Raw genomic sequence first — 18,323 nt, 5'->3', positions numbered from 1 at the left:
GTCTTATCCCATCAGGCCAGGGTTCAGGATCCCGCGCGGATCGAACTGGTCGCGCAGCCCCTTGGACAGGGCCGCAAGAGGCGCCGGTTGCGGTTCGAACCGGCCAAGGCGCGCAGCGGTTTCGGCACTGGCGCGAACCAAGGTGGCATGGCCTGGAACCGGTTCCATCCCGGTGCCAGCGCCCGACATCTTTTTGCGCAGGTCGCTACCTTCGGGCATCAGCGCCCAGATCAACCCGCCACCCCAGTCGAGTTGCAACGCCGTCGCGCCAAGGCGCGGCGCCAACTCCACTGCATCGGACGGTTTCACGCTGATCCGCCAGACGTCACCGTCATGGCCGTGGAACGCCGCCACATCGCGGATGCCCTGCCACAGATCCTCACCTGCTTCGGCGCGGTGGGCAATGCCGTGCTCAGCCAGCCGCTTCACCAGCGCGTCACAGCGGTAGCCCACCGATTCTTCGAAGCCTTCGACCCGGATATGGGCGGTCATCGTGTCGGGATCATATGCGGCCCCCGTCACATCAAAGGGCGAGCCAAGCGCCGCAGACATTGCCCGCACCGCGCCCGGCAGATCCAGACCGCCGACCGAAACGGTGGCCATCTGCGCCGCACGCGGCAGCACCTTGAAGGACACCTCGCTCAGCACTCCCAGCGTCCCTTGCGCGCCGGACATCAGTTTCACCAGATCATAGCCGGTGACGTTCTTCATCACCCGACCGCCATTCTTGACGATCTGGCCGGTGCCATCGACGAAACGCACGCCCAGCAGGAAATCCCGCGCCGCGCCCGACTGAATGCGGCGCGGCCCCGAGATATTGGCAGCAAAAAGCGATCCGATGGTTGGCGTGCCTTCGCTGCCCAGAAGACCGCGATAATCTGCCGGTTCAAAGGCAAGGCGCTGGTTCTCTGCGGCCAGCAATTCCTCGATTTCGGCCACCGGGGTTCCGGCCTTGGCCACTAGGGTCAGCGCGCCGGGTTCATAAAGCTCAACCCCGCTGAGGGCAGAAAGGCTCAGGGTCTCCCCTTCCACGGCCATGCCACGGGTGCCGCCGCCCTGGATGTTGAGGGGGCCCTTGGCCGCAGCGATCATCCCGGCCAGTTCGGCCTCGCTTTCGGGTCGCATCATGCTCTTTTCCAAACGTTCTGGAGAATCATTGAAGGCAGGGTTCATTCCGCCGCCAGCGCCGGAGTGCGGCGGCTTTCGGTTACCGACAGCGGGAAGACCTTGGCCGGGTTCAGCAGCCACTGCGGATCGAAGACATCCTTGACCTTCAGCTGGGCCTCCAGATCATCGCCCGAGTACTGGTGCAGCATCAGATCGCGTTTTTCGATCCCGACGCCATGTTCGCCGGTCAGGCAGCCGCCGACTTCGACGCAGAGTTTCAGTACCTCGGCGCCGAATTCCTCGCAGAGTTCAAGGTCTCCGGGTTTATTGGCGTCGAACAGGATCAGCGGGTGCATGTTGCCATCGCCGGCGTGAAACACATTGGCCACCGCCAGCCCAAATTCCTTGCTCATCTCGCCGATGCGACGCAGCACGTAGGGCAAAGAGGACACCGGAATAGTCCCATCAAGGCACATGTAGTCGTTGATCTGCCCCATGGCGCCAAAGGCGGATTTGCGGCCCAGCCAGATCCGCGCGGCCTCATCCGCATCAGTGGCTTCGCGCAGCTCGACCGGGTTGTGGGATTGGGCGATGTCTTTGATCACCTTCAGCTGCGCATCAATCTCGGCATCGCTGCCTTCGACCTCGATGATCAGCAGCGCCTCGCACATGGGGTAGCCCGCCTTGGCAAAGGCCTCGCAGGCCTCAATGCAGGGACGGTCCATGAACTCGATAGCAACGGGCAGCACGCCCGCCTTGATAATATCGCTGACGCAGGCGCCTGCCACTTCGTTGCTGTCATAGCCGATCAGCACGGGACGGGCGCCTTCGGGCTTGTGCAGAATCCGCAGGGTCGCCTCGGTCACGACGCCAAGCTGCCCCTCGCTGCCGCAGATGACACCCAGCAGATCCAAGCCGCCCGCATCCAGATGCGCGCCGCCGATTTCGACTACGGTGCCATCCATCATCACCATGGTAACGCCCATCAGGTTGTTGGTTGTAACGCCATACTTCAGGCAATGCGCCCCGCCCGAGTTCATCGCGATATTGCCGGCAATGGCGCAGGCCAGCTGGCTCGACGGGTCGGGCGCGTAGAAGAAATCCTCCTCCTCCACCGCGCCGGATACGGAGAGGTTGGTGCGCCCGGTCTGCACCCGGATGATGCGGTTCTCGTAATCGGTCTCCAGCACGTCATTCATCCGTGCAACGCCCAGGATCACGCAATCCGCGGTTGGCAGGGCGCCCCCGGCCAGCGAGGTGCCCGACCCGCGCGGCACCACGGGCACGCCCTCTTCGTGGCAGATACGCAGGACCTCGGACACCTCAGCTGTGCTGCGCGGCAGCACCGCCAGCAGCGGCGGACATTTATAGGCCGTCAGCGCATCACATTCGTAGGCTCGGGTCTCCGCCTCCTCCGTGATCAGGGCGTCTGCGGGCAGAACCTTTGCCAGACGCGCGGCCAGGTGGGCTTTGCGCGACAGGACTTTGGGATCCGGGGCTGGCATTTCCATGGCGGGCACTCCTCTTTGGTAAACTTATATTACCAATTCATGCCATCTGGCAAGGGACCAGTTGCTGGGCTAGGGTGGCGGCATGATCTGGATTGACCGTATCGCCCTGTTTTCGACCCTGGATTTTGCCGCGCTGGCGCTGATTGTCGCGGGCTGGATCTGGATCGGCTGGCGGATCGAGAACCCTGCGGCTGGCAAACCTTCGGTGTCTTACCTGATGGCGGATTTCCGGCGCGACTGGATGGTGCAGATGGTGACGCGCCAGCCCCGCATGTTCGACGCGCAGCTGATCAGCGGCCTGCGGCAAGGCACGACGTTCTTTGCCTCGGCCTCGATGATCGCAATGGGCGGCGGGTTGGCGCTGATCGGCAATACCGAACAGCTGGCTGGCGTTGCCGAAGATCTGATTCAGGACAGCGCGCCCGCCTTTGTCTGGGAGGTGAAGATCCTGACGGTTCTGCTGTTTCTGGCCAATGCCTTTTTGAAATATGTCTGGGCGCACCGGTTGTTCGGCTATTGCTCGGTACTTATGGCAGCGGTGCCCAATGATCCCGCTGAGCCACTGGCCCTGCCCCGCGCGGCGCAGGCGGCGGATCTGTCGATCACCGCCGCGCGCAGTTTCAACCGGGGTATGCGCTGCACCTATTTCGCGCTGGCCTCGGCTGCGTGGCTGGCGGGGGCGATCCCGCTGATCCTGGCCACGCTGATCACTTTGGCGGTGCTTTACCGGCGCGAATTCGCATCGCAGTCCCGCAGCGTGCTGTTGCGCATTCCGCCCGAGACGCGGGGACAGGATGCGTGCAACACATCTTCGTGATTCCGCACCCAGCCGCGACCGGACTAAGATGCACTTCATGAAACCTGCTCTGATCACCCTGCTTTGCGCGCTGAGCGCGGCCTCTCCCGCCCTCGCCGAGGCGCCCCGAATCGAAGATGCAACCGCCCACCAGAACGGCAGCAGCTGGACGATCAGCGTGACGCTGTCCCATGCCGATACGGGATGGGAGCACTATGCCGATGGCTGGCGCGTGCTGGATGAGAATGGCCGCGAACTGGGTCTGCGGGTGTTGGCGCATCCGCATGTGAACGAACAGCCCTTCACCCGCAGCCTGAGCGGCATCGAAATCCCGGAGGGCACCCGGCATGTCACCCTTCAGGCGCGCTGCGTCGTGGATGGCTGGAGCGACGAAAGCTTTCGCCTGACCCTGCCCTGACCCACCCCGTCAGGTTCTGTGATAGGGGCTGCCGGACAGAATTGTTGCGGCGCGGTAGATCTGCTCGGCCAGCATCACCCGGACCAGCATATGCGGCCAGACCATCTTGCCAAATGAGATCGAAAAATCCGCCTCTGCGCGCAGGCTGGGATCGATGCCATCGGCGCCGCCAATGATCAGCGCCAGATCCTGGCGGCCACTGTCGCGCCAGCCTGCCATCTTGCCCGCAAAATCGGGCGAGGACAGCAGCTTGCCCCGTTCATCCAGGGTGCAGATCAGCGCGCCCTTGGGCAAAGCCTTGCGCAGCAGATCCGCCTCGGCGGACATGCCGAGGTTCTTCTTGTCCTCAACCTCGACCACTCGCGCAGGCCCAAGGCCTAAGGCGCGGCCGGTGCGGTCGAACCGTGTCAGATAGTCGTCGATCAGGGATTTTTCCGGGCCGGAGCGGAGCCGCCCGACCGCACAGATATGTACACGCATAAGAGGGATCCCGCCCGCCTGTCGATCTCAGCCAAGGAAATCACAGGCAGGTCTTTCGGGGCGCCGCCGACCCTGGCGGTCGTGGGCAGCCGCCCCCGTTTCCAAAATCAGCTGCTGGTCGCGCCCGCGCCGGGCACCCACATCTTTTCCAGCTGATAGAACTCGCGCACTTCGGGGCGGAAGATATGGACGATCACGTCGCCGGTATCGATCAGCACCCAGTCGCCGGCGTCCTTGCCCTCGACCTTGCTGATGATGCCATAGTCCTGCTTCAGCCGGTCGGTCAGCTTTTCGGCCATGGCCGCAACCTGACGGGTTGAGCGACCGGAAGCGATGACCATGAAGTCGCCAATGGCCGTTTTGCCGCGCAGATCGATCTGCACAACATCTTCGGCCTTGTCATCATCCAGAGAGGTCAGGATCCGCTCCAGCAGCACCTCGCTGGTGGGTCGAGTCTTGGCAGGCATAGGGGCTGCCTCATTAACAGCGGCAACTGCCGCTTGGGGTTCGGGTGACAGGACAGTGTCCTCCTTGCTGCGCGCCGAAACACCCCCGGCGCCGGGGCTGCGGTAAATGTAGCAAGACAGGGGCCTTTTTTCAATGAAGCTTCGCTGCATTGCCGCGATGGCATATGCGCACTCTTTTTCAACCCTTTGGCGCCTCTGGCGCAGGCTCTTCTACCGGCTCTGAAATTTCCAGCGGAGTATTCAAAACCCGAACTTCGCGCTGCGGGAAGGGAATCGATATGCCTTCAGCCTGAAAGGCGTCCCAGAGGGCAAGAAACACATTGCCCCGGATATTGGTCAGCCCCGCCGTGGGATCGCTGATCCAGAACCGCAGCACATAATCGACGCTGCTGTCGCCAAAGCCGATGATGTGACAGACCGGCGCCTTGCCGGGGGTGGACAGCACCCGGTTCACCGAACGCGCAGCGGCAATGGCCACCCGGCGCACTTGATGCGGATCATCGCCATAGCCGGTACCGAAATTGATATCAAGCCGCACGTAGCGGTCAGAATGGGACCAGTTCACCACCTGCGAGGTGATCAGATCCTCGTTCGGGATCAGGTATTCGCGCCCGTCCCGCGTCACCACCGAGACATAGCGCGCACCCAGCGCGTTGATCCAACCGAAGGTCTCCCCGAGCGAGATCACATCCCCCGGCTTGATCGAGCGATCCATCAGGATGATGATGCCCGACACAAGATTGGACACCACCTTCTGCAGACCGAAACCGATGCCAACACCAACCGCACCGGAAAGCACCGCAAGCCCGGTGAGGTCGAAGCCGATGGCGCGGATGCTGATAATGATTGCCAGCCCATAGAGGGCCAGCTGGATGGCCTTGCCGATCAGCACCTGCATCGAAGGAGAGATATCGCTGTTGCCCTTCAGCCCCTTGCCCGCCGCGTTAGAGCCGAAACGTGCCAGCGTCAGCAGCACCGCCGCCAGCATCAGCGCCTTCAGAACCGCCAGCATCGACAGGTGCATGGCGCCAAATGTGATCGCAACGCTGTCCAGAAACTCTGCTACGTCATCGACAAGGTTCAGCGCCACCAGCGTCGCGTAGATCCACAGGGACCATGTGAACAGCCGCCGCAGCGTGTGATTGCGCACCAGCCGGGCGATGATCCCGATCACCAGCCAGGCCGTGGCCAAGGTCGCCGCGATCCCGATCAGGTAGCTGCGCGACGGCCAGGTCACATTCTGCATCAGCAGGTAAGCCGCCCAGGACAAGACGATGAAGTAAATCAGCGTCAGCCGCCGGATCATATGAATCAGCGCCCGCAGCCGCCACTTTGGCCAGCCGGTGCGACGATGCCCCCAATTGTCCCACTGTGTTTTGGTCAAAAGACGCAGCAGATAAGCCAGAATCACCAGCCCGCCAACGATCAGCATCTGATACTGTCGCCAGCCCGGGGTCAGGAACTGCTCCGACAGCATCCAGACTTTGTTCCACAGCGACACCAGAAATTCGATCAATGTCTCGGGCAACTGCTCTTGATTCATGGGGACCTCCACCGCCCAGCATGGCGTCGGCCGCAATGAGGTTGCAAGGAAAACCGCGCAGCCGGGATTGGGCGGCGCCCTTTCGAACCGCACTGCTCGAACCTTGATTGTCAGGCGGGGCGGATGTATCTGACAGGCATGACCTTCGTATTGGCCCAGAAAATCGAACTGCAAGACCGCGCACGCCTGCGCGAACGGTTCTATGGCGCCGCCCGCACGGTCCTGGCGCGCCTATAAGGCTGCAGCCCAGCCCAAAGCCAGCTATTCCAATACAGAACGGGAGAGGACCCATGTCCCCCAAAACACTCTATGACAAAATCTGGGATGCGCATCTTGCGCATGAAGCAGAGGACGGCACCTGCCTGCTTTATATCGACCGCCACCTGGTTCACGAAGTAACCAGCCCGCAGGCCTTTGAGGGGCTGCGCATGGCGGGCCGCACCGTGCATTCCCCGGATAAAACCATCGCCGTGCCGGATCACAACGTGCCCACCACGATGGGCCGCGAAGACCCGGCGCAGATGACCGAGGAAAGCCGCATCCAGGTCGCGGCGCTCGACAAGAACGCCAAGGAATTTGGCGTGCACTATTACCCGGTCAGCGACATTCGTCAGGGTATCGTGCACATCGTCGGTCCCGAGCAAGGCTGGACCCTGCCCGGCATGACCGTGGTCTGCGGTGACAGCCACACGGCGACCCACGGCGCATTCGGCGCGCTGGCGCATGGTATCGGCACCTCCGAGGTCGAACACGTTCTGGCCACCCAGACGCTGATCCAGAAGAAATCCAAGAACATGAAGGTGGAGATCACCGGCAAGCTGAAACCGGGCGTCACCGCCAAGGACATCACCCTTGCCGTGATCGGCGAGACCGGCACCGCCGGCGGCACCGGTTATGTCATCGAATATTGCGGCGAAGCGATCCGCGATCTGTCGATGGAAGGCCGCATGACCGTCTGCAACATGGCCATCGAAGGCGGCGCCCGCGCTGGCCTGATCGCGCCGGATGAAACCACCTTTGAATACGTCAAAGGCCGCCCGCACGCCCCGAAAGGCGCCCAGTGGGAAGCCGCGATGGACTGGTGGAAGACACTCTACACCGACGAAGGCGCGCATTTTGACAAGGTCGTGACGCTCAAAGGCGAAGACATCCAGCCCGTCGTGACCTGGGGCACCTCGCCCGAGGACGTGCTGCCGATCACCGGCGTCGTGCCCGCCCCCGAAGAGTTCGAAGGCGGCAAGGTCGAAGCGGCGCGCCGCTCGATCGAGTATATGGGGCTCACCCCCGGTCAGAAACTGACCGACATCGAGATCGACACCGTCTTCATCGGCTCCTGCACCAATGGCCGGATCGAGGATCTGCGGGCCGTGGCCGAAGTGGTCAAAGGCAAGAAAATCAAGGACGGCATGCGCGCCATGATCGTGCCTGGCTCGGGTCTGGTCCGCGCTCAGGCCGAAGAAGAAGGCCTGGCAGACATCTTCAAGGAGGCCGGTTTCGAGTGGCGCCTTGCGGGCTGCTCCATGTGCCTGGCGATGAACCCCGACCAGCTGTCCGAGGGCGAGCGCTGCGCCGCCACCTCGAACCGCAACTTCGAGGGGCGTCAGGGCTACAAGGGCCGCACCCATCTGGTCAGCCCAGCCATGGCCGCCGCCGCTGCCATCACCGGTCATCTGACCGATGTCCGTGATTTGATGTAAGGAGCCAGCACGATGGAAAAGTTTGAAAAGCTCACCGGTATCGCCGCGCCCATGCCGCTGGTCAACATCGACACCGACATGATCATCCCCAAGGTGTTCCTGAAATCGATCCAGCGGACCGGGTTCGGCAAGAACCTGTTCGACGAGATGCGCTATAACCGCGACGGCAGCGAAATCCCCGATTTCGTGCTGAACAAGCCGCAATACCGCAACGCCGAGATCTTGGTTGCGGGCGATAACTTCGGCTGCGGCTCCTCCCGCGAACACGCGCCCTGGGCGATTGCGGATTTCGGCATCAAATGTGTGATCTCCACCTCCTTTGCCGACATCTTCTTCAACAACTGCTTCAAGAACGGCATCCTGCCGATCGTGCTGCCGCAGGAACAGGTCGATATCCTGATGAAGGACGCGGAAAAGGGCGCCAATGCCCGCATGACCGTGGATCTGGAAGCTCAGGAAATCACCACTTCGGACGGCGAAGTGATCAAGTTCGACGTCGATGCCTTCAAGAAGCACTGCCTTCTGAACGGTCTCGACGATATCGGGCTGACCATGGAGAAAGCCGGAGCGATCGAGGCCTTCGAAAACAAGATGGCCCAGGAACGCCCCTGGGTCTGATCCCTTCCGGCATTGCCATTCTGACACATTTGAAAGCCGCCCGTTCCGGGCGGCTTTCTTTGTTCCAACACAGCCCCATTTGCGGCACCGCGCCACAATTAAGACATATTCCCTAAGATTCTCGCGGCCCGCGCAATCGCAGGCTGACCCGTCATGACGGCTTGCGGTTGCCCCAACCGCTTCCCCTAAATCTGGTATATCGGCCTACAAGGTGCTGAAACAGAAGGCATCTATTGATGTATTCCGGCACCAGTTCCGGCCCGAACACCCGCCCGGGTGGTGGATTCTCTTTCAGAACCCTTGAGTGGTTTCCTGCCAGCGTGCAGAAATAGGGCATAATTGAGGCAGACTCCCGGACGCAGATCCGGGGCACAAGTTGGAACAAAGGCACGGCAAAGCACCGGCCAGTCCAGGTTGAAGGGAACAGATCGTAGTGTTTGCACGCATCATAGGCGCGGCAACCCGCGGCGTATTGGTGGCATTGCTGATCGCGATGCCGTCCTTGCTGCTGCCGGTATCGGCCACCGAATCCCCCGAGATTATCGTCTTCATGGCGCTTCTGGGTGGCACCCTTACCTTTGCCGAGTATTTCTCCAGCTTTCCCAGCTTTGTCGAATTCCGTCAGGCACCGCCGCTGAACCGGATGCGGTTCCTGTCTCTTTTTGCCATGGTCGGGCTGCTCAGCCTGCTCGCCCGCCATCCGCTGGACCCGACCGGTCTGACCGCTTTGGTGCATGAAGTGGCCGCGCGGCTGGGCGCCGGGATGGATTTTGCCTACTCCCCGGTGCAGTTGACCACCCTGATGATGCCCGCCGATGTGCCCGACGCAACGGTTCTGGCGGTTCGCTCGGCAGCCGGGATCAGCTATCTGGTGGCGGCGCTCAGCATCGTAACCTTTGCACTGGCGGTCCGCATCGGGAACTGGCCGCTGGGCAACGGCGCCTTCAACGTCTGGGTTAACCTACCACTGTTCGATCCCACCACGGGCGGCGATGTGGTGATCCGTCTGCAACGGGACGGACGCGTCAACATGGTGATCGGCGCGCTGCTGCCCTTTGCCATTCCGGCGGCCATCAAACTGGCCTCGGGAATCATCGACCCCGCAGTGTTTGCCGCACCGCAGACTCTGGTCTGGACGGTCAGCGCCTGGGCCTTTGTCCCAGCCTCGATGATCATGCGCGGGCTGGCGCTGATGCGGGTGGCCGAGTTGATCGCCCAGCGCCGCCGCGCCGCCTATGCCGATCCCGAGACTCTGCAAACCGCATGAGACACCGCGCCGGTCTTGTTCTGTCCGGTGCCTTCCTTTTGCTGTCTCTGTTCCTGCCCGCGCAGGCTGATACGGTGCGGATCGCGACCTTCAATACCGAACTGTTCCGCAAGGGTCCCGGCCTGCTGCTACGCGATATCGAGCGCGGAGAGGACCCGCAGATCGCCGCCGTGATCGACGTCATCCTGGCGGCAAAGCCTGATGTTCTGACCTTGCAGGGTATTGACTGGGATTATTACAACCGGACCCTTCGGGCGCTCGAGCGCCATCTGGCTCTCGCCGGGCATCCTTTCCCCTATCTGTTTGCCGCCGCGCCGAATGCTGGTTTTCCCACGGGTCTGGATCTGGATGGTGATGGACGTCTGGGTGGCCCGGGGGATTCCCAGGGCTATGGCGATTTCACCGGCCGCGGCGGAATCGCCGTCCTGTCCCGTATCCCCATCGACACGGCTGAGGTTCTCGACCTTTCGCCGATGCTGTGGCGCGACCTGCCCGGTGCGTTGCTGCCACAAAACGCGGACGGCAGCCCCTTCCCGTCGGCCACGGCACAGGCGGTGCAGCGGCTATCCTCCACCGCCCATTGGGTGGTTCCACTACGCCTGCCCGGTGGAGCGCGGCTGGATTTGCTGACTTTTCAGGCGGGACCACCGGTGTTTGATGGACCGGAAGACCGCAATGGCCGCCGCAACCATGACGAAATCCGCCTGTGGCAACTGTTGCTGGATGGCCGCCTGCCCGAACCGTTCCACCCTGCTGATCTGCGCCAGTTCGTGATCGCTGGCGGCGCCAATCTGGACCCCGGCAAAGGCGCGGGCATCAAAGCCGCAATCCGTCAGCTATTGGACGATCCCAGACTTCAGGACCCCCGCCCCACCAGTGCCGAGGCGGGCCTCAACACGGTGGAGTGGGACAGCGCCGGGCAGATGCGGGTCGACTATATCCTCCCCTCGGTCAATCTGCCGGTGGCAGATGCAGGGGTGCTCTGGTCCCTGCCGGGCACCGACAGCGCCTCCCGCGCCAGCCGTCACCGGCTGGTCTGGGTTGATATTGAACTGCCAAGACCGGATCCTTCAGGCTCCGACTAAGCGGCGGGAACGAAGATCCTGATCAAGCCTCTTTTTCACATAGGCGGCAGGCAGCGCTCGCGATATCGCCTCGGCCAGTGGCGTTTCCTGAAAATCTGGGAGGAGGTTCCGCAACACGCTGCCGTCCAGCCGGTGCGCCGTATTCCAGAGGTAGCGCATCTCCAGCAGGCAGCGCCCCATCGGCCAGACCGGTGCCGCCAGCCTTAATGGCCACCACGACATGCCTTTCAGCGCGACCGGTTTGTTCAGGCTCTCATTCACTGCCGCAAACAGCTCTCGCCCCGTGAGGGTGTAGCCCGGAAACGGCACATCCAGATAGACCGGCAATTCATCCCCGCGCGCAGCCAGTGCAACGGCAGCCCGCGCCAGATCCGGCAGAAAGGCCCAGGCATGCTGCAGATCCGGGTTACCAGGATAGACGAACCGGCCCTTGGCCAGTTTCGCCGTCATCACCGCGTCAAACCAATTGCCCGACTGTTCGGTATCCAGAAAATCACCTGCTCTCAGAACGATGGTCCGCACGCCAGAAGTCCGGTAGGCGTTCTCCATCGCGATGCGGATGCGGCCCAAGGGATTTTCGGCCCGATGGGGCGAGCGTTCGGACCAGGGCGACGATGTGCTGGCACCAAAGACATAGACATTGCCCGGCACAATCACCGTGGCGCCGCTGGCCTTGGCCGCCGCGATGATCTTTGCGTGCAGATCCGGTACCTGCGCCGCCCAGTCGGGATAGGCCGGGTTCCAGGCCGCAACGATCACATCCTTGCCCTGCGCCGACTGCATCAGATTGTCCCGTTTGCGGTCAAAGCGGGTGACCTCGGCCGCCGCCTGTTCAAAGGCATGGGCGCAAGCACGGCCGAACCGGCCAGAGGCGCCGAGAATGAGAACCTTCCGTGTCATGTTCTGTTCCTTCCATCGTGGACAGGCTCAATGTATCCATTCACCAAAATATACCAATTGCATAAATTTTCAGATCTGCCATTCAATATTGAATGGACAAAACGACACTCAGCGACTGGTCCCTGATCCAGAGCTTCCTTGCCGTGGCCGAAACCGGCTCGCTCTCGGCGGCGGCCGCGCAGCTGGGGCGCAGCCAGCCCACCATGGGCCGCCATATTCAGACCCTCGAAGAGCAGCTTGGGCAGCGGCTGTTCAACCGCCATCCGCGCGGCCTACACCTAAGCCCGGAAGGCGAAGCATTGCTGCCGATGGCGCAGGACATTCACGCCCGCATGCACGCGATCGGCCTGACCGCGGCGGGCCAATCGCAGGATCTGAAGGGCACCGTGCGCATCACCGCCAGCATCTTTGCCTCACATTACATCTTGCCGCAGATCCTTGCTGATATCCGCGCTGCGCTGCCGCAGATCGAACTGGAACTGGTGCCCAGCGATGCCTCGGAAAACCTGGTGTTTCGCGCTGCCGATATCGCCGTGCGCATGTACCGCCCGACCCAGCTTGATGTTGTGACCCGCCACATCACGGACCTGCCGCTCGGGGCCTTTGCCGCCAAACGGTATCTGGACCGCCGCGGACGGCCAACAGATCTGGAAAGCCTCTGGGCCCATGATCTGATCGGCTATGACGACGACGATCTGATCCTGCGCACCATGCGGGCAATGGACATCCACGCGGACAGGCATCACTTTGCCGTCCGCTGTGACAACCAATCCGCCTACTGGCAGCTCTTGCGGGCGGGCTGCGGGATCGGGTTTTCGCAATGCGGTGTCGCCCATCTGGACCCCGAGGTGGAAGAGCTGGATCTGGACATTCACATACCTCCCCTGCCGGTCTGGCTGGCGGCCCATTCCAGCATGCGGCAGACCCCACGGATCAGGCGGGTCTGGGATATGCTGGCCACCGGGCTGGAAAAGGCTGCAAAGCGGCCTCCGGCCCCTTAAATTCAAGGCCGCGTTATTGACCCTGCCCGCGGTGCAGAGTACCCCAATTCCAGCTATTTCAAGGAGGAAGCGCATGTCCAACCCATCGATTCTGATTCTGCCCGGAGACGGCATCGGCCCCGAGGTCATGGGCGAGGTCCGCAAGGTCATCGGCTGGTACGGTGACAAGCGCGACATTCAGTTCGATGTGAGCGAGGATCTGGTCGGCGGTGCCGCCTATGACAAGCACGGCACCCCGCTGCATGACGACACCATGGCCAAGGCACAGGAAGTCGACGCCGTCCTGCTGGGCGCCGTGGGTGGCCCGAAATACGACGTGCTGGACTTCTCGGTGAAACCGGAACGCGGCCTGTTGCGCCTGCGCAAGGAGATGGACCTTTACGCCAACCTGCGCCCTGCGCAGTGCTTTGACGCGCTGGCGGATTTCTCGTCCCTGAAAAAGGACGTCGTCGCGGGTCTCGACATCATGATCGTGCGCGAACTGACCTCTGGCATCTACTTTGGTGAACCGCGCGGCATCATCGAGGAAGGCAACGAGCGCGTCGGTATCAACACCCAGCGCTACACCGAGAGCGAGATCGACCGCGTTGCACGCTCCGCCTTCGAACTGGCGATGAAACGCGACAAGAAGCTCTGCTCGATGGAAAAGGCCAACGTCATGGAATCCGGTATTCTGTGGCGCGAAGTCGTGACCGAGGTCGGCAAGGAATACCCCGAGGTCGAGCTCAGCCACATGTACGCCGACGCCGGCGCCATGCAGCTGTGCCGCTGGCCCAAGCAGTTCGACGTGATCGTTACCGACAACCTGTTCGGCGACCTGCTGTCCGACGCCGCAGCGATGCTGACCGGCTCGCTGGGCATGCTGCCATCGGCCAGTCTTGGCAAACCGATGGCCAACGGCCGCCCCAAGGCGCTCTATGAGCCGGTGCACGGCTCTGCCCCCGACATCGCCGGTCAGGGCAAGGCGAACCCGATCGCCTGTATCCTCAGCTTTGCCATGGCGCTGCGCTATTCCTTCGACATGGGCGAAGAGGCCGACCGGCTCGAAGCCGCTGTCGAAAAGGTTCTGGCCGATGGTGTGCGCACCGCAGACCTTCTGGGCGAAGAAGGTGTCACGCCGGTCTCGACCAGCGAAATGGGCGACGCCATCGTCGCAGCTCTCGACGCCAGCCTCTAAGGCGCGTCGCTGTTTTCGGCTGCGGCGGGATCTTTCGCCGCAGCCAGCGCCCCGCGCGCAACCCCGCCGTAATACGCGATCCGTTCGGCATGATGCAGGCAGCGCTGCATCCAGCGCATCGCATCGGTATGGGAAAACACATCCGACAGACTGTAGATACCAGCGTGTTCTCCCAGCAGCAGCGCGCGCCGGTGGCGTTTGGTGCGCAGCTCGATCAGGTCATACAGCCGCCCCAGGCGGGCCACCGTCTTCTCCTCCTCTGCGCGCCCTTCAGCAAGCTGCGCCAAGGCAAGCCCCATGGCCTGCGCCGGACGTCGCAGCATCGGATCCTCTGACAGGGTCGCTGCCCGCCCTTTCTGCCCGCTCCGCGCCATAAGGCGCATCAGGTGGTCGGTCTGATGGAGCAGCGCCGCATAGGCACGCTCCTGATCTTCGCGCCCTTCGGACAGACGGATATCCGCCAGAAATTCCGACAATTCCTGCAAAGCCTCCTGCGCGGATTGCAGCGCCGACAGGGACCGGTAATCCGGCGGATCGCGCAGCGCTGCGGCCAGGGCAGCATTCAGACGCTGGGATATGGTGGCCGTGGCGGCCTCCCCTGCGACGAGGGAAAGTCCCGGATCCTGCAAAAGGGCCCGATCCAGATCGATCAGTGGCGCAGCGGGATGGTCCGGCACCAGCCGCGCGACCATGGCGGCGAATTGCTGAGTTATCGGCAGGAACATCGCGGTCCCGACGATGTTGAACCCCATGTGAAAGATCAGGACTGTCGTCACCGCCCCGGTTGCCTGTTCCAGCACCGGCAGCCACGCTGCGCCGGACAAAAGCGCGGCAAAGGCCACGACCGAGGTCGCCACGTTGAAGAACAGATTGGCCAGCGCCGTCTGCCGCATCGGGCGCGAACCGCCGACCGAGGCGAGAATTGCGGTGAACGTGGTGCCGACATTCATGCCGATCACGATGGCCAGCGCCTGCTCCAGCGGCAGGGCACCGCCCTGAACCATCACCAGTGCCAGCGCCATTGCCGCCGAGGATGACTGCATCACGATGGTCAGCCCGGCACCCAACCCCACCAGCAAGACCAGCCCCCAGAGCGTGCCGCCCGGCAACATCTGCGGGGTGAGCAGTTCGGAGGCCCCGGCCATCCCCGCCTGCATCAGATCCAGACCAATCAGCAACAGGCACAGGCCCGACAGCATCCGCCCGGCCCGCGCCACCGCACCGCGCCCCAACAGGTCCGCCAGCCCGGCCAGCAGCAGACCGGCCATCGCCACGCTGCCCAGCTTCAGCTTGAAACCCAGCAGGGACACCAGCCAGCCGGTTGCCGTGGTGCCGATATTGGCGCCATAGATCACCCCCAGCGCCTGCGGCATGGTCAACAACCCCGCCCCGACAAACCCAACCGTCATGACAGTGGTCGCGCTGGAGGATTGAATCACCGCTGTCGACAGGGTTCCGGTCATGACCCCGCGCAGCGGCGTTGTGGTGAACCGGGTCAGGATGTCCCGCAAATTTGAACCGGCCGCGTCCCGCAGCGCCGCCGTCATGATCTTCATTCCCACAAGGAACATACCGATGCCGCCAAGCACCGTGAGATAGTCTGCTGACATGTCAGCCTCGTTTTTCCCAAGGATGGCGCCCTGCCGCGCGGGACGCAAGTTTTCACAATCCGCGTTCATTGCAAAAAAGCATGACAAATCGGCTTGCAAAACCCGCGCGCCGGGTATAATCCCGCGCCACGGTCGGAGTGTAGCTCAGCCTGGTAGAGCACTGTCTTCGGGAGGCAGGGGCCGGAGGTTCGAATCCTCTCACTCCGACCAATAAAGCAAGGCGCCCAATGGGCGCCTTTGTTGTTTCTCGTCATATGTGCTTGGGTCAGCCAAGCATCAGAGATGGCAGCCAGAGCGTGATCTCCGGAAAGCACAGCAGTACCACCAGCACCACGAGTTCCATCAGAAGGAACGGCACGATGCCCCGGAAAATAGTGCCCAGCGCAACCCCAGTTTGGGCCGATGCAACATAGGCGTTCAGGCCAAGCGGTGGCGTCAGTAGCCCGATCTCGACCGTCTTTGTCACCACGATCCCGAACCAGACGGGATCATAGCCCAGCGCCATCGCGGTCGGAAACGCCAGTGGCATCGCAAGGGACAGGATCGCGAGCTGGTCCATAAACATGCCCATAACCAGCAGGATCAGTACCATGAAGGCCAGAATCGCTGCACGCGGCAGATCCGTGGTCGATGCGAATTCCAAAAGCGCATGGGTGATCCGCGTGAAGGCCAGATAATTCGCGAAGATCGCCGAACAGGTGACGATGGCAACGATCATGACGGTCGCCCGGATGGCCGCGGACACAGATGTGCTCAGGCCGACAAAGGTTATGCTGCGCTGCACAAGAACAATGATGAGCGATCCCATCACGCCAAGCGCCGCAGCCTCGGACGGAGAGGCGACACCGCCGTAAATGGCACCGATGACGCCGACCATGAGCAACCCCATTGGGATCACGTGGCGGCTGGCCTTGACCGCCTTGCCCAGCTGGAACGGGTCCCCTTTGGGCGCCTGATCCGTACGTGTCGCGATGATCTTGATCACCAGAGCCAGACCCGATGCCGTCAGCAATCCCGGCACGATGCCGGCAATGAACAGCTGCCCGATCGAGGTTTCCGTGAGGACGCCATAGACAACCAGCACGATGGACGGCGGCACCACCACGGCAAGCGTGCCCCCTACACTGACCACGGCCGCCGCCAGACGGTCAGCGTAGTTATGGTTACGCATCTCTGGAAAGGCCGATGCGGCCATTGCCGCAGTTGATGCGGTCGAACTACCCACCAGCGCCGCCAGCAGCACAGAGGAGGCCACGGTTGCCATCGCAAGGCCGCCTTTGACATGGCCGATCCAGCACTGGCAGGCATGGATCGCGCGGCGCGTCACATCGCCCGAGGTCAAAAGCTCTGCCATGAGGATGAACAGCGGGATCGCCACCAGAATGAACGAGGACGAGCTGTCAAAGAAGATGCGTTCCAGCACAGCGAATGCAGGGCGCCATCCCAATTGCAAGGCAAGTCCGATGAAGCCAACCAACCCCATGGCGAATGCGATCGGCATCCGGAACACCATGAATAGGGCCAGCAGGCAAAGAAGGGCGAGGAAAGTGATCATGTTCGCGGCTCTGTCTTCAGGATCCGGGCAGCCAGATGGGCGCCCGGATCGTTTCAGTCTTTGTCGGGCTTACTTCGAAGTCAGGGCACGATAGTTTTCGAGAACCGCCTCTGCGCCATCCGCATTGATACGCTCCAGCCAGTCCTGGCCAACCAGTTTCATGCTGTCGGTGAGGCTTGCCAGTTCCGCGTCAGAGAACGTGTAGGTGTCGATTCCTTCGTCCTTCCACTGAGTGACAAGACCTTCGACCGAGTCATCCTGCGCCTTTGCCACATGCATGGCCGTTTCTGCGCCCAGCTCCAGCATTTTGGCCTGCACATCCTCGGGAAGGTCTTTGAACAGGTCACTGCGTACGACCATTACAAAGCTATAGCCGCCGAAGGATCCATTCGTGGAAATATGGCTCACCACTTCGTTGAGCTTGTAGCCCGGCACCGATGCCAGCGGGAACAGAACCGCATCAAGCCGTCCGCGCTCTACCGCCGTGTAGACCTCTGGCCCCGGGATTGAGATACCCACTGCACCCATGGAGCGGGCCGTCATCGCCTGTGTCGAGCCAGACGTCCGGATATCCAGCGCCTTCCAGTCTTCCGCCAGACCAAGCCGTTTCTTGGCAAGCACCTGATAGGGGGGCAGCACGAAACCGAAGATCGGCGTGACACCTGCCGCCAGCAGTTCCTCGCGCAGCGGTCCCTCCTTCAGCATCGCCTGAAGCGCCTTGGTACCCTGCTGGGCCGAGCTGTAGAACCCCGGCAAGCCGACCACCGAATTCAGCGGCAGGGATTCCGCGTGATAAAGCGTGCCCAGAAGCGCCGCGTCGAGAATGCCGTTATTCACGGCATCCAGCTGTGCCTTGGATTTTGCCGCCTGCTGCGACGGGAAATGCTGGAACGAGACCGCACCTCCGGTGGCCTCTTCCACCGCTGCCATCCAGCGCGTGGTGCCCTCGATCGACACGATATGGCTGGTCGACTGGAAATCCCCAAGGCGCAGCGTCTCGGCGATACCGGCTGTTGCGGTCATGCCCAGAGCGATGATCGCGGAAACCGCAGTGATCTTCTTCAAGGTCTTCATTTCGTTTCCTCCCATTG

At 62.3% G+C, this 18,323-nt stretch carries 18 protein-coding genes and 1 tRNA gene; 10 read left to right on the top strand and 9 right to left on the bottom strand.

Features of this window, described 5'->3' with window-relative positions; all coding sequences use genetic code 11:
• Positions 1-3 precede the first annotated feature (3 nt).
• Positions 4-1,125: an FAD-binding protein gene (locus SM764_RS10065; protein ID WP_369001798.1), complete on the bottom strand. Its 1,122-nt coding sequence runs from the start codon at positions 1,123-1,125 to the stop codon at positions 4-6.
• 44 nt (positions 1,126-1,169) lie between these two features.
• Positions 1,170-2,618 carry an FAD-linked oxidase C-terminal domain-containing protein gene (locus tag SM764_RS10060; RefSeq protein WP_065271691.1) on the bottom strand — a complete coding sequence of 483 codons (1,449 nt, stop codon included), beginning with the start codon at positions 2,616-2,618 and terminating at the stop codon, positions 1,170-1,172.
• An 82-nt stretch (positions 2,619-2,700) separates the two neighbouring features.
• Here SM764_RS10060 and SM764_RS10055 point away from each other — a divergent pair, with 82 nt between their 5' ends.
• Together SM764_RS10055 and SM764_RS10050 are read left to right on the top strand one after the other, a co-directional pair.
• Positions 2,701-3,435, top strand: coding sequence for a DUF599 domain-containing protein (locus tag SM764_RS10055; RefSeq protein WP_369001697.1), 735 nt, complete (start codon positions 2,701-2,703; stop codon positions 3,433-3,435).
• Between the two features lie 37 nt (positions 3,436-3,472).
• Positions 3,473-3,832: a hypothetical protein gene (locus SM764_RS10050; RefSeq protein ID WP_369001696.1), complete on the top strand. Its 360-nt coding sequence runs from the start codon at positions 3,473-3,475 to the stop codon at positions 3,830-3,832.
• A 9-nt stretch (positions 3,833-3,841) separates the two neighbouring features.
• On the opposite strand, the gene rlmH is transcribed toward SM764_RS10050, so the two are convergent.
• The 3 genes from rlmH to SM764_RS10035 form a co-directional block, all read right to left on the bottom strand.
• Positions 3,842-4,312 (bottom strand): 23S rRNA (pseudouridine(1915)-N(3))-methyltransferase RlmH, encoded by a 471-nt coding sequence (gene rlmH / locus SM764_RS10045; protein WP_369001695.1) that lies wholly within the window; start codon positions 4,310-4,312, stop codon positions 3,842-3,844.
• Positions 4,313-4,419: 107 nt separating this feature from the next.
• Positions 4,420-4,779: a ribosome silencing factor gene (gene rsfS / locus SM764_RS10040; RefSeq protein WP_274830456.1), complete on the bottom strand. Its 360-nt coding sequence runs from the start codon at positions 4,777-4,779 to the stop codon at positions 4,420-4,422.
• A 178-nt stretch (positions 4,780-4,957) separates the two neighbouring features.
• Positions 4,958-6,322, bottom strand: a complete 1,365-nt coding sequence (locus SM764_RS10035) for a mechanosensitive ion channel family protein (protein ID WP_082996041.1) — start codon at positions 6,320-6,322, stop codon at positions 4,958-4,960.
• 123 nt (positions 6,323-6,445) lie between these two features.
• Between SM764_RS10035 and SM764_RS10030 the strand changes: the two genes are divergently transcribed.
• From SM764_RS10030 to SM764_RS10010, 5 genes are all read left to right on the top strand, one after another.
• Entirely contained in the window at positions 6,446-6,559 is a 114-nt protein-coding gene (locus SM764_RS10030; RefSeq protein WP_065271695.1) for an isopropylmalate isomerase, read from the top strand.
• A 53-nt stretch (positions 6,560-6,612) separates the two neighbouring features.
• Positions 6,613-8,019 (top strand): 3-isopropylmalate dehydratase large subunit, encoded by a 1,407-nt coding sequence (gene leuC, locus SM764_RS10025; RefSeq protein WP_065271696.1) that lies wholly within the window; start codon positions 6,613-6,615, stop codon positions 8,017-8,019.
• 12 nt (positions 8,020-8,031) lie between these two features.
• Positions 8,032-8,637, top strand: coding sequence for a 3-isopropylmalate dehydratase small subunit (gene leuD, locus SM764_RS10020; RefSeq protein WP_065271697.1), 606 nt, complete (start codon positions 8,032-8,034; stop codon positions 8,635-8,637).
• Positions 8,638-9,070: 433 nt separating this feature from the next.
• On the top strand, positions 9,071-9,904 hold the full coding sequence (locus tag SM764_RS10015; protein WP_274840017.1) for a hypothetical protein: 834 nt from the start codon (positions 9,071-9,073) through the stop codon (positions 9,902-9,904).
• On the top strand, positions 9,901-10,989 hold the full coding sequence (locus SM764_RS10010) for an endonuclease/exonuclease/phosphatase family protein (protein ID WP_369001694.1): 1,089 nt from the start codon (positions 9,901-9,903) through the stop codon (positions 10,987-10,989). The genes SM764_RS10015 and SM764_RS10010 overlap by 4 nt, the downstream gene beginning before the upstream one ends.
• Here the strand turns inward: SM764_RS10010 and SM764_RS10005 are convergent.
• Complete coding sequence (locus SM764_RS10005; protein ID WP_368948489.1) at positions 10,975-11,889, bottom strand: sugar nucleotide-binding protein; 915 nt, start codon at positions 11,887-11,889, stop codon at positions 10,975-10,977. The genes SM764_RS10010 and SM764_RS10005 overlap by 15 nt on opposite strands.
• A 92-nt stretch (positions 11,890-11,981) precedes the next feature.
• Between SM764_RS10005 and SM764_RS10000 the strand changes: the two genes are divergently transcribed.
• Positions 11,982-12,890, top strand: coding sequence for a LysR family transcriptional regulator (locus SM764_RS10000; protein ID WP_369001692.1), 909 nt, complete (start codon positions 11,982-11,984; stop codon positions 12,888-12,890).
• Between the two features lie 73 nt (positions 12,891-12,963).
• A complete protein-coding gene (gene leuB, locus SM764_RS09995; RefSeq protein WP_065271702.1) occupies positions 12,964-14,067 on the top strand; it encodes a 3-isopropylmalate dehydrogenase in 1,104 nt (367 codons plus the stop codon).
• Here leuB and SM764_RS09990 read toward each other — a convergent pair.
• Positions 14,064-15,677: a Na/Pi cotransporter family protein gene (locus tag SM764_RS09990; protein WP_369001691.1), complete on the bottom strand. Its 1,614-nt coding sequence runs from the start codon at positions 15,675-15,677 to the stop codon at positions 14,064-14,066. The two genes, leuB and SM764_RS09990, sit on opposite strands and share 4 nt — an antisense overlap.
• A 133-nt stretch (positions 15,678-15,810) precedes the next feature.
• Between SM764_RS09990 and SM764_RS09985 the strand changes: the two genes are divergently transcribed.
• A tRNA-Pro gene (locus SM764_RS09985) sits at positions 15,811-15,887 on the top strand.
• 55 nt (positions 15,888-15,942) lie between these two features.
• Here SM764_RS09985 and SM764_RS09980 read toward each other — a convergent pair.
• A complete protein-coding gene (locus SM764_RS09980; RefSeq protein ID WP_065271704.1) occupies positions 15,943-17,232 on the bottom strand; it encodes a TRAP transporter large permease in 1,290 nt (429 codons plus the stop codon).
• A 69-nt stretch (positions 17,233-17,301) separates the two neighbouring features.
• Positions 17,302-18,306, bottom strand: a complete 1,005-nt coding sequence (locus SM764_RS09975) for a TRAP transporter substrate-binding protein (protein WP_065271705.1) — start codon at positions 18,304-18,306, stop codon at positions 17,302-17,304.
• Positions 18,307-18,323 lie beyond the last annotated feature (17 nt).

This window comes from Pseudophaeobacter sp. 1A16562, from assembly GCF_041008785.1.
Classification (GTDB): Bacteria; Pseudomonadota; Alphaproteobacteria; order Rhodobacterales; family Rhodobacteraceae; genus Phycobacter; species Phycobacter gallaeciensis_A.
This window is presented reverse-complemented; position numbering and strand designations above follow the sequence as displayed.

What these genes read in the sequence shown, in the direction of transcription:
- SM764_RS10065 (WP_369001798.1), bottom strand. Translation starts at nt 1,125, where the DNA reads ATGCGACCCGAAAGCGAGGCCGAACTGGCCGGGATGATCGCTGCGGCC.
- SM764_RS10060 (WP_065271691.1), bottom strand. Translation starts at nt 2,618, where the DNA reads ATGGAAATGCCAGCCCCGGATCCCAAAGTCCTGTCGCGCAAAGCCCAC.
- SM764_RS10055 (WP_369001697.1), top strand. Translation starts at nt 2,701, where the DNA reads ATGATCTGGATTGACCGTATCGCCCTGTTTTCGACCCTGGATTTTGCC.
- SM764_RS10050 (WP_369001696.1), top strand. Translation starts at nt 3,473, where the DNA reads ATGAAACCTGCTCTGATCACCCTGCTTTGCGCGCTGAGCGCGGCCTCT.
- rlmH (WP_369001695.1), bottom strand. Translation starts at nt 4,312, where the DNA reads ATGCGTGTACATATCTGTGCGGTCGGGCGGCTCCGCTCCGGCCCGGAA.
- rsfS (WP_274830456.1), bottom strand. Translation starts at nt 4,779, where the DNA reads ATGCCTGCCAAGACTCGACCCACCAGCGAGGTGCTGCTGGAGCGGATC.
- SM764_RS10035 (WP_082996041.1), bottom strand. Translation starts at nt 6,322, where the DNA reads ATGAATCAAGAGCAGTTGCCCGAGACATTGATCGAATTTCTGGTGTCG.
- SM764_RS10030 (WP_065271695.1), top strand. Translation starts at nt 6,446, where the DNA reads ATGTATCTGACAGGCATGACCTTCGTATTGGCCCAGAAAATCGAACTG.
- leuC (WP_065271696.1), top strand. Translation starts at nt 6,613, where the DNA reads ATGTCCCCCAAAACACTCTATGACAAAATCTGGGATGCGCATCTTGCG.
- leuD (WP_065271697.1), top strand. Translation starts at nt 8,032, where the DNA reads ATGGAAAAGTTTGAAAAGCTCACCGGTATCGCCGCGCCCATGCCGCTG.
- SM764_RS10010 (WP_369001694.1), top strand. Translation starts at nt 9,901, where the DNA reads ATGAGACACCGCGCCGGTCTTGTTCTGTCCGGTGCCTTCCTTTTGCTG.
- SM764_RS10005 (WP_368948489.1), bottom strand. Translation starts at nt 11,889, where the DNA reads ATGACACGGAAGGTTCTCATTCTCGGCGCCTCTGGCCGGTTCGGCCGT.
- SM764_RS10000 (WP_369001692.1), top strand. Translation starts at nt 11,982, where the DNA reads ATGGACAAAACGACACTCAGCGACTGGTCCCTGATCCAGAGCTTCCTT.
- leuB (WP_065271702.1), top strand. Translation starts at nt 12,964, where the DNA reads ATGTCCAACCCATCGATTCTGATTCTGCCCGGAGACGGCATCGGCCCC.
- SM764_RS09990 (WP_369001691.1), bottom strand. Translation starts at nt 15,677, where the DNA reads ATGTCAGCAGACTATCTCACGGTGCTTGGCGGCATCGGTATGTTCCTT.
- SM764_RS09980 (WP_065271704.1), bottom strand. Translation starts at nt 17,232, where the DNA reads ATGATCACTTTCCTCGCCCTTCTTTGCCTGCTGGCCCTATTCATGGTG.
- SM764_RS09975 (WP_065271705.1), bottom strand. Translation starts at nt 18,306, where the DNA reads ATGAAGACCTTGAAGAAGATCACTGCGGTTTCCGCGATCATCGCTCTG.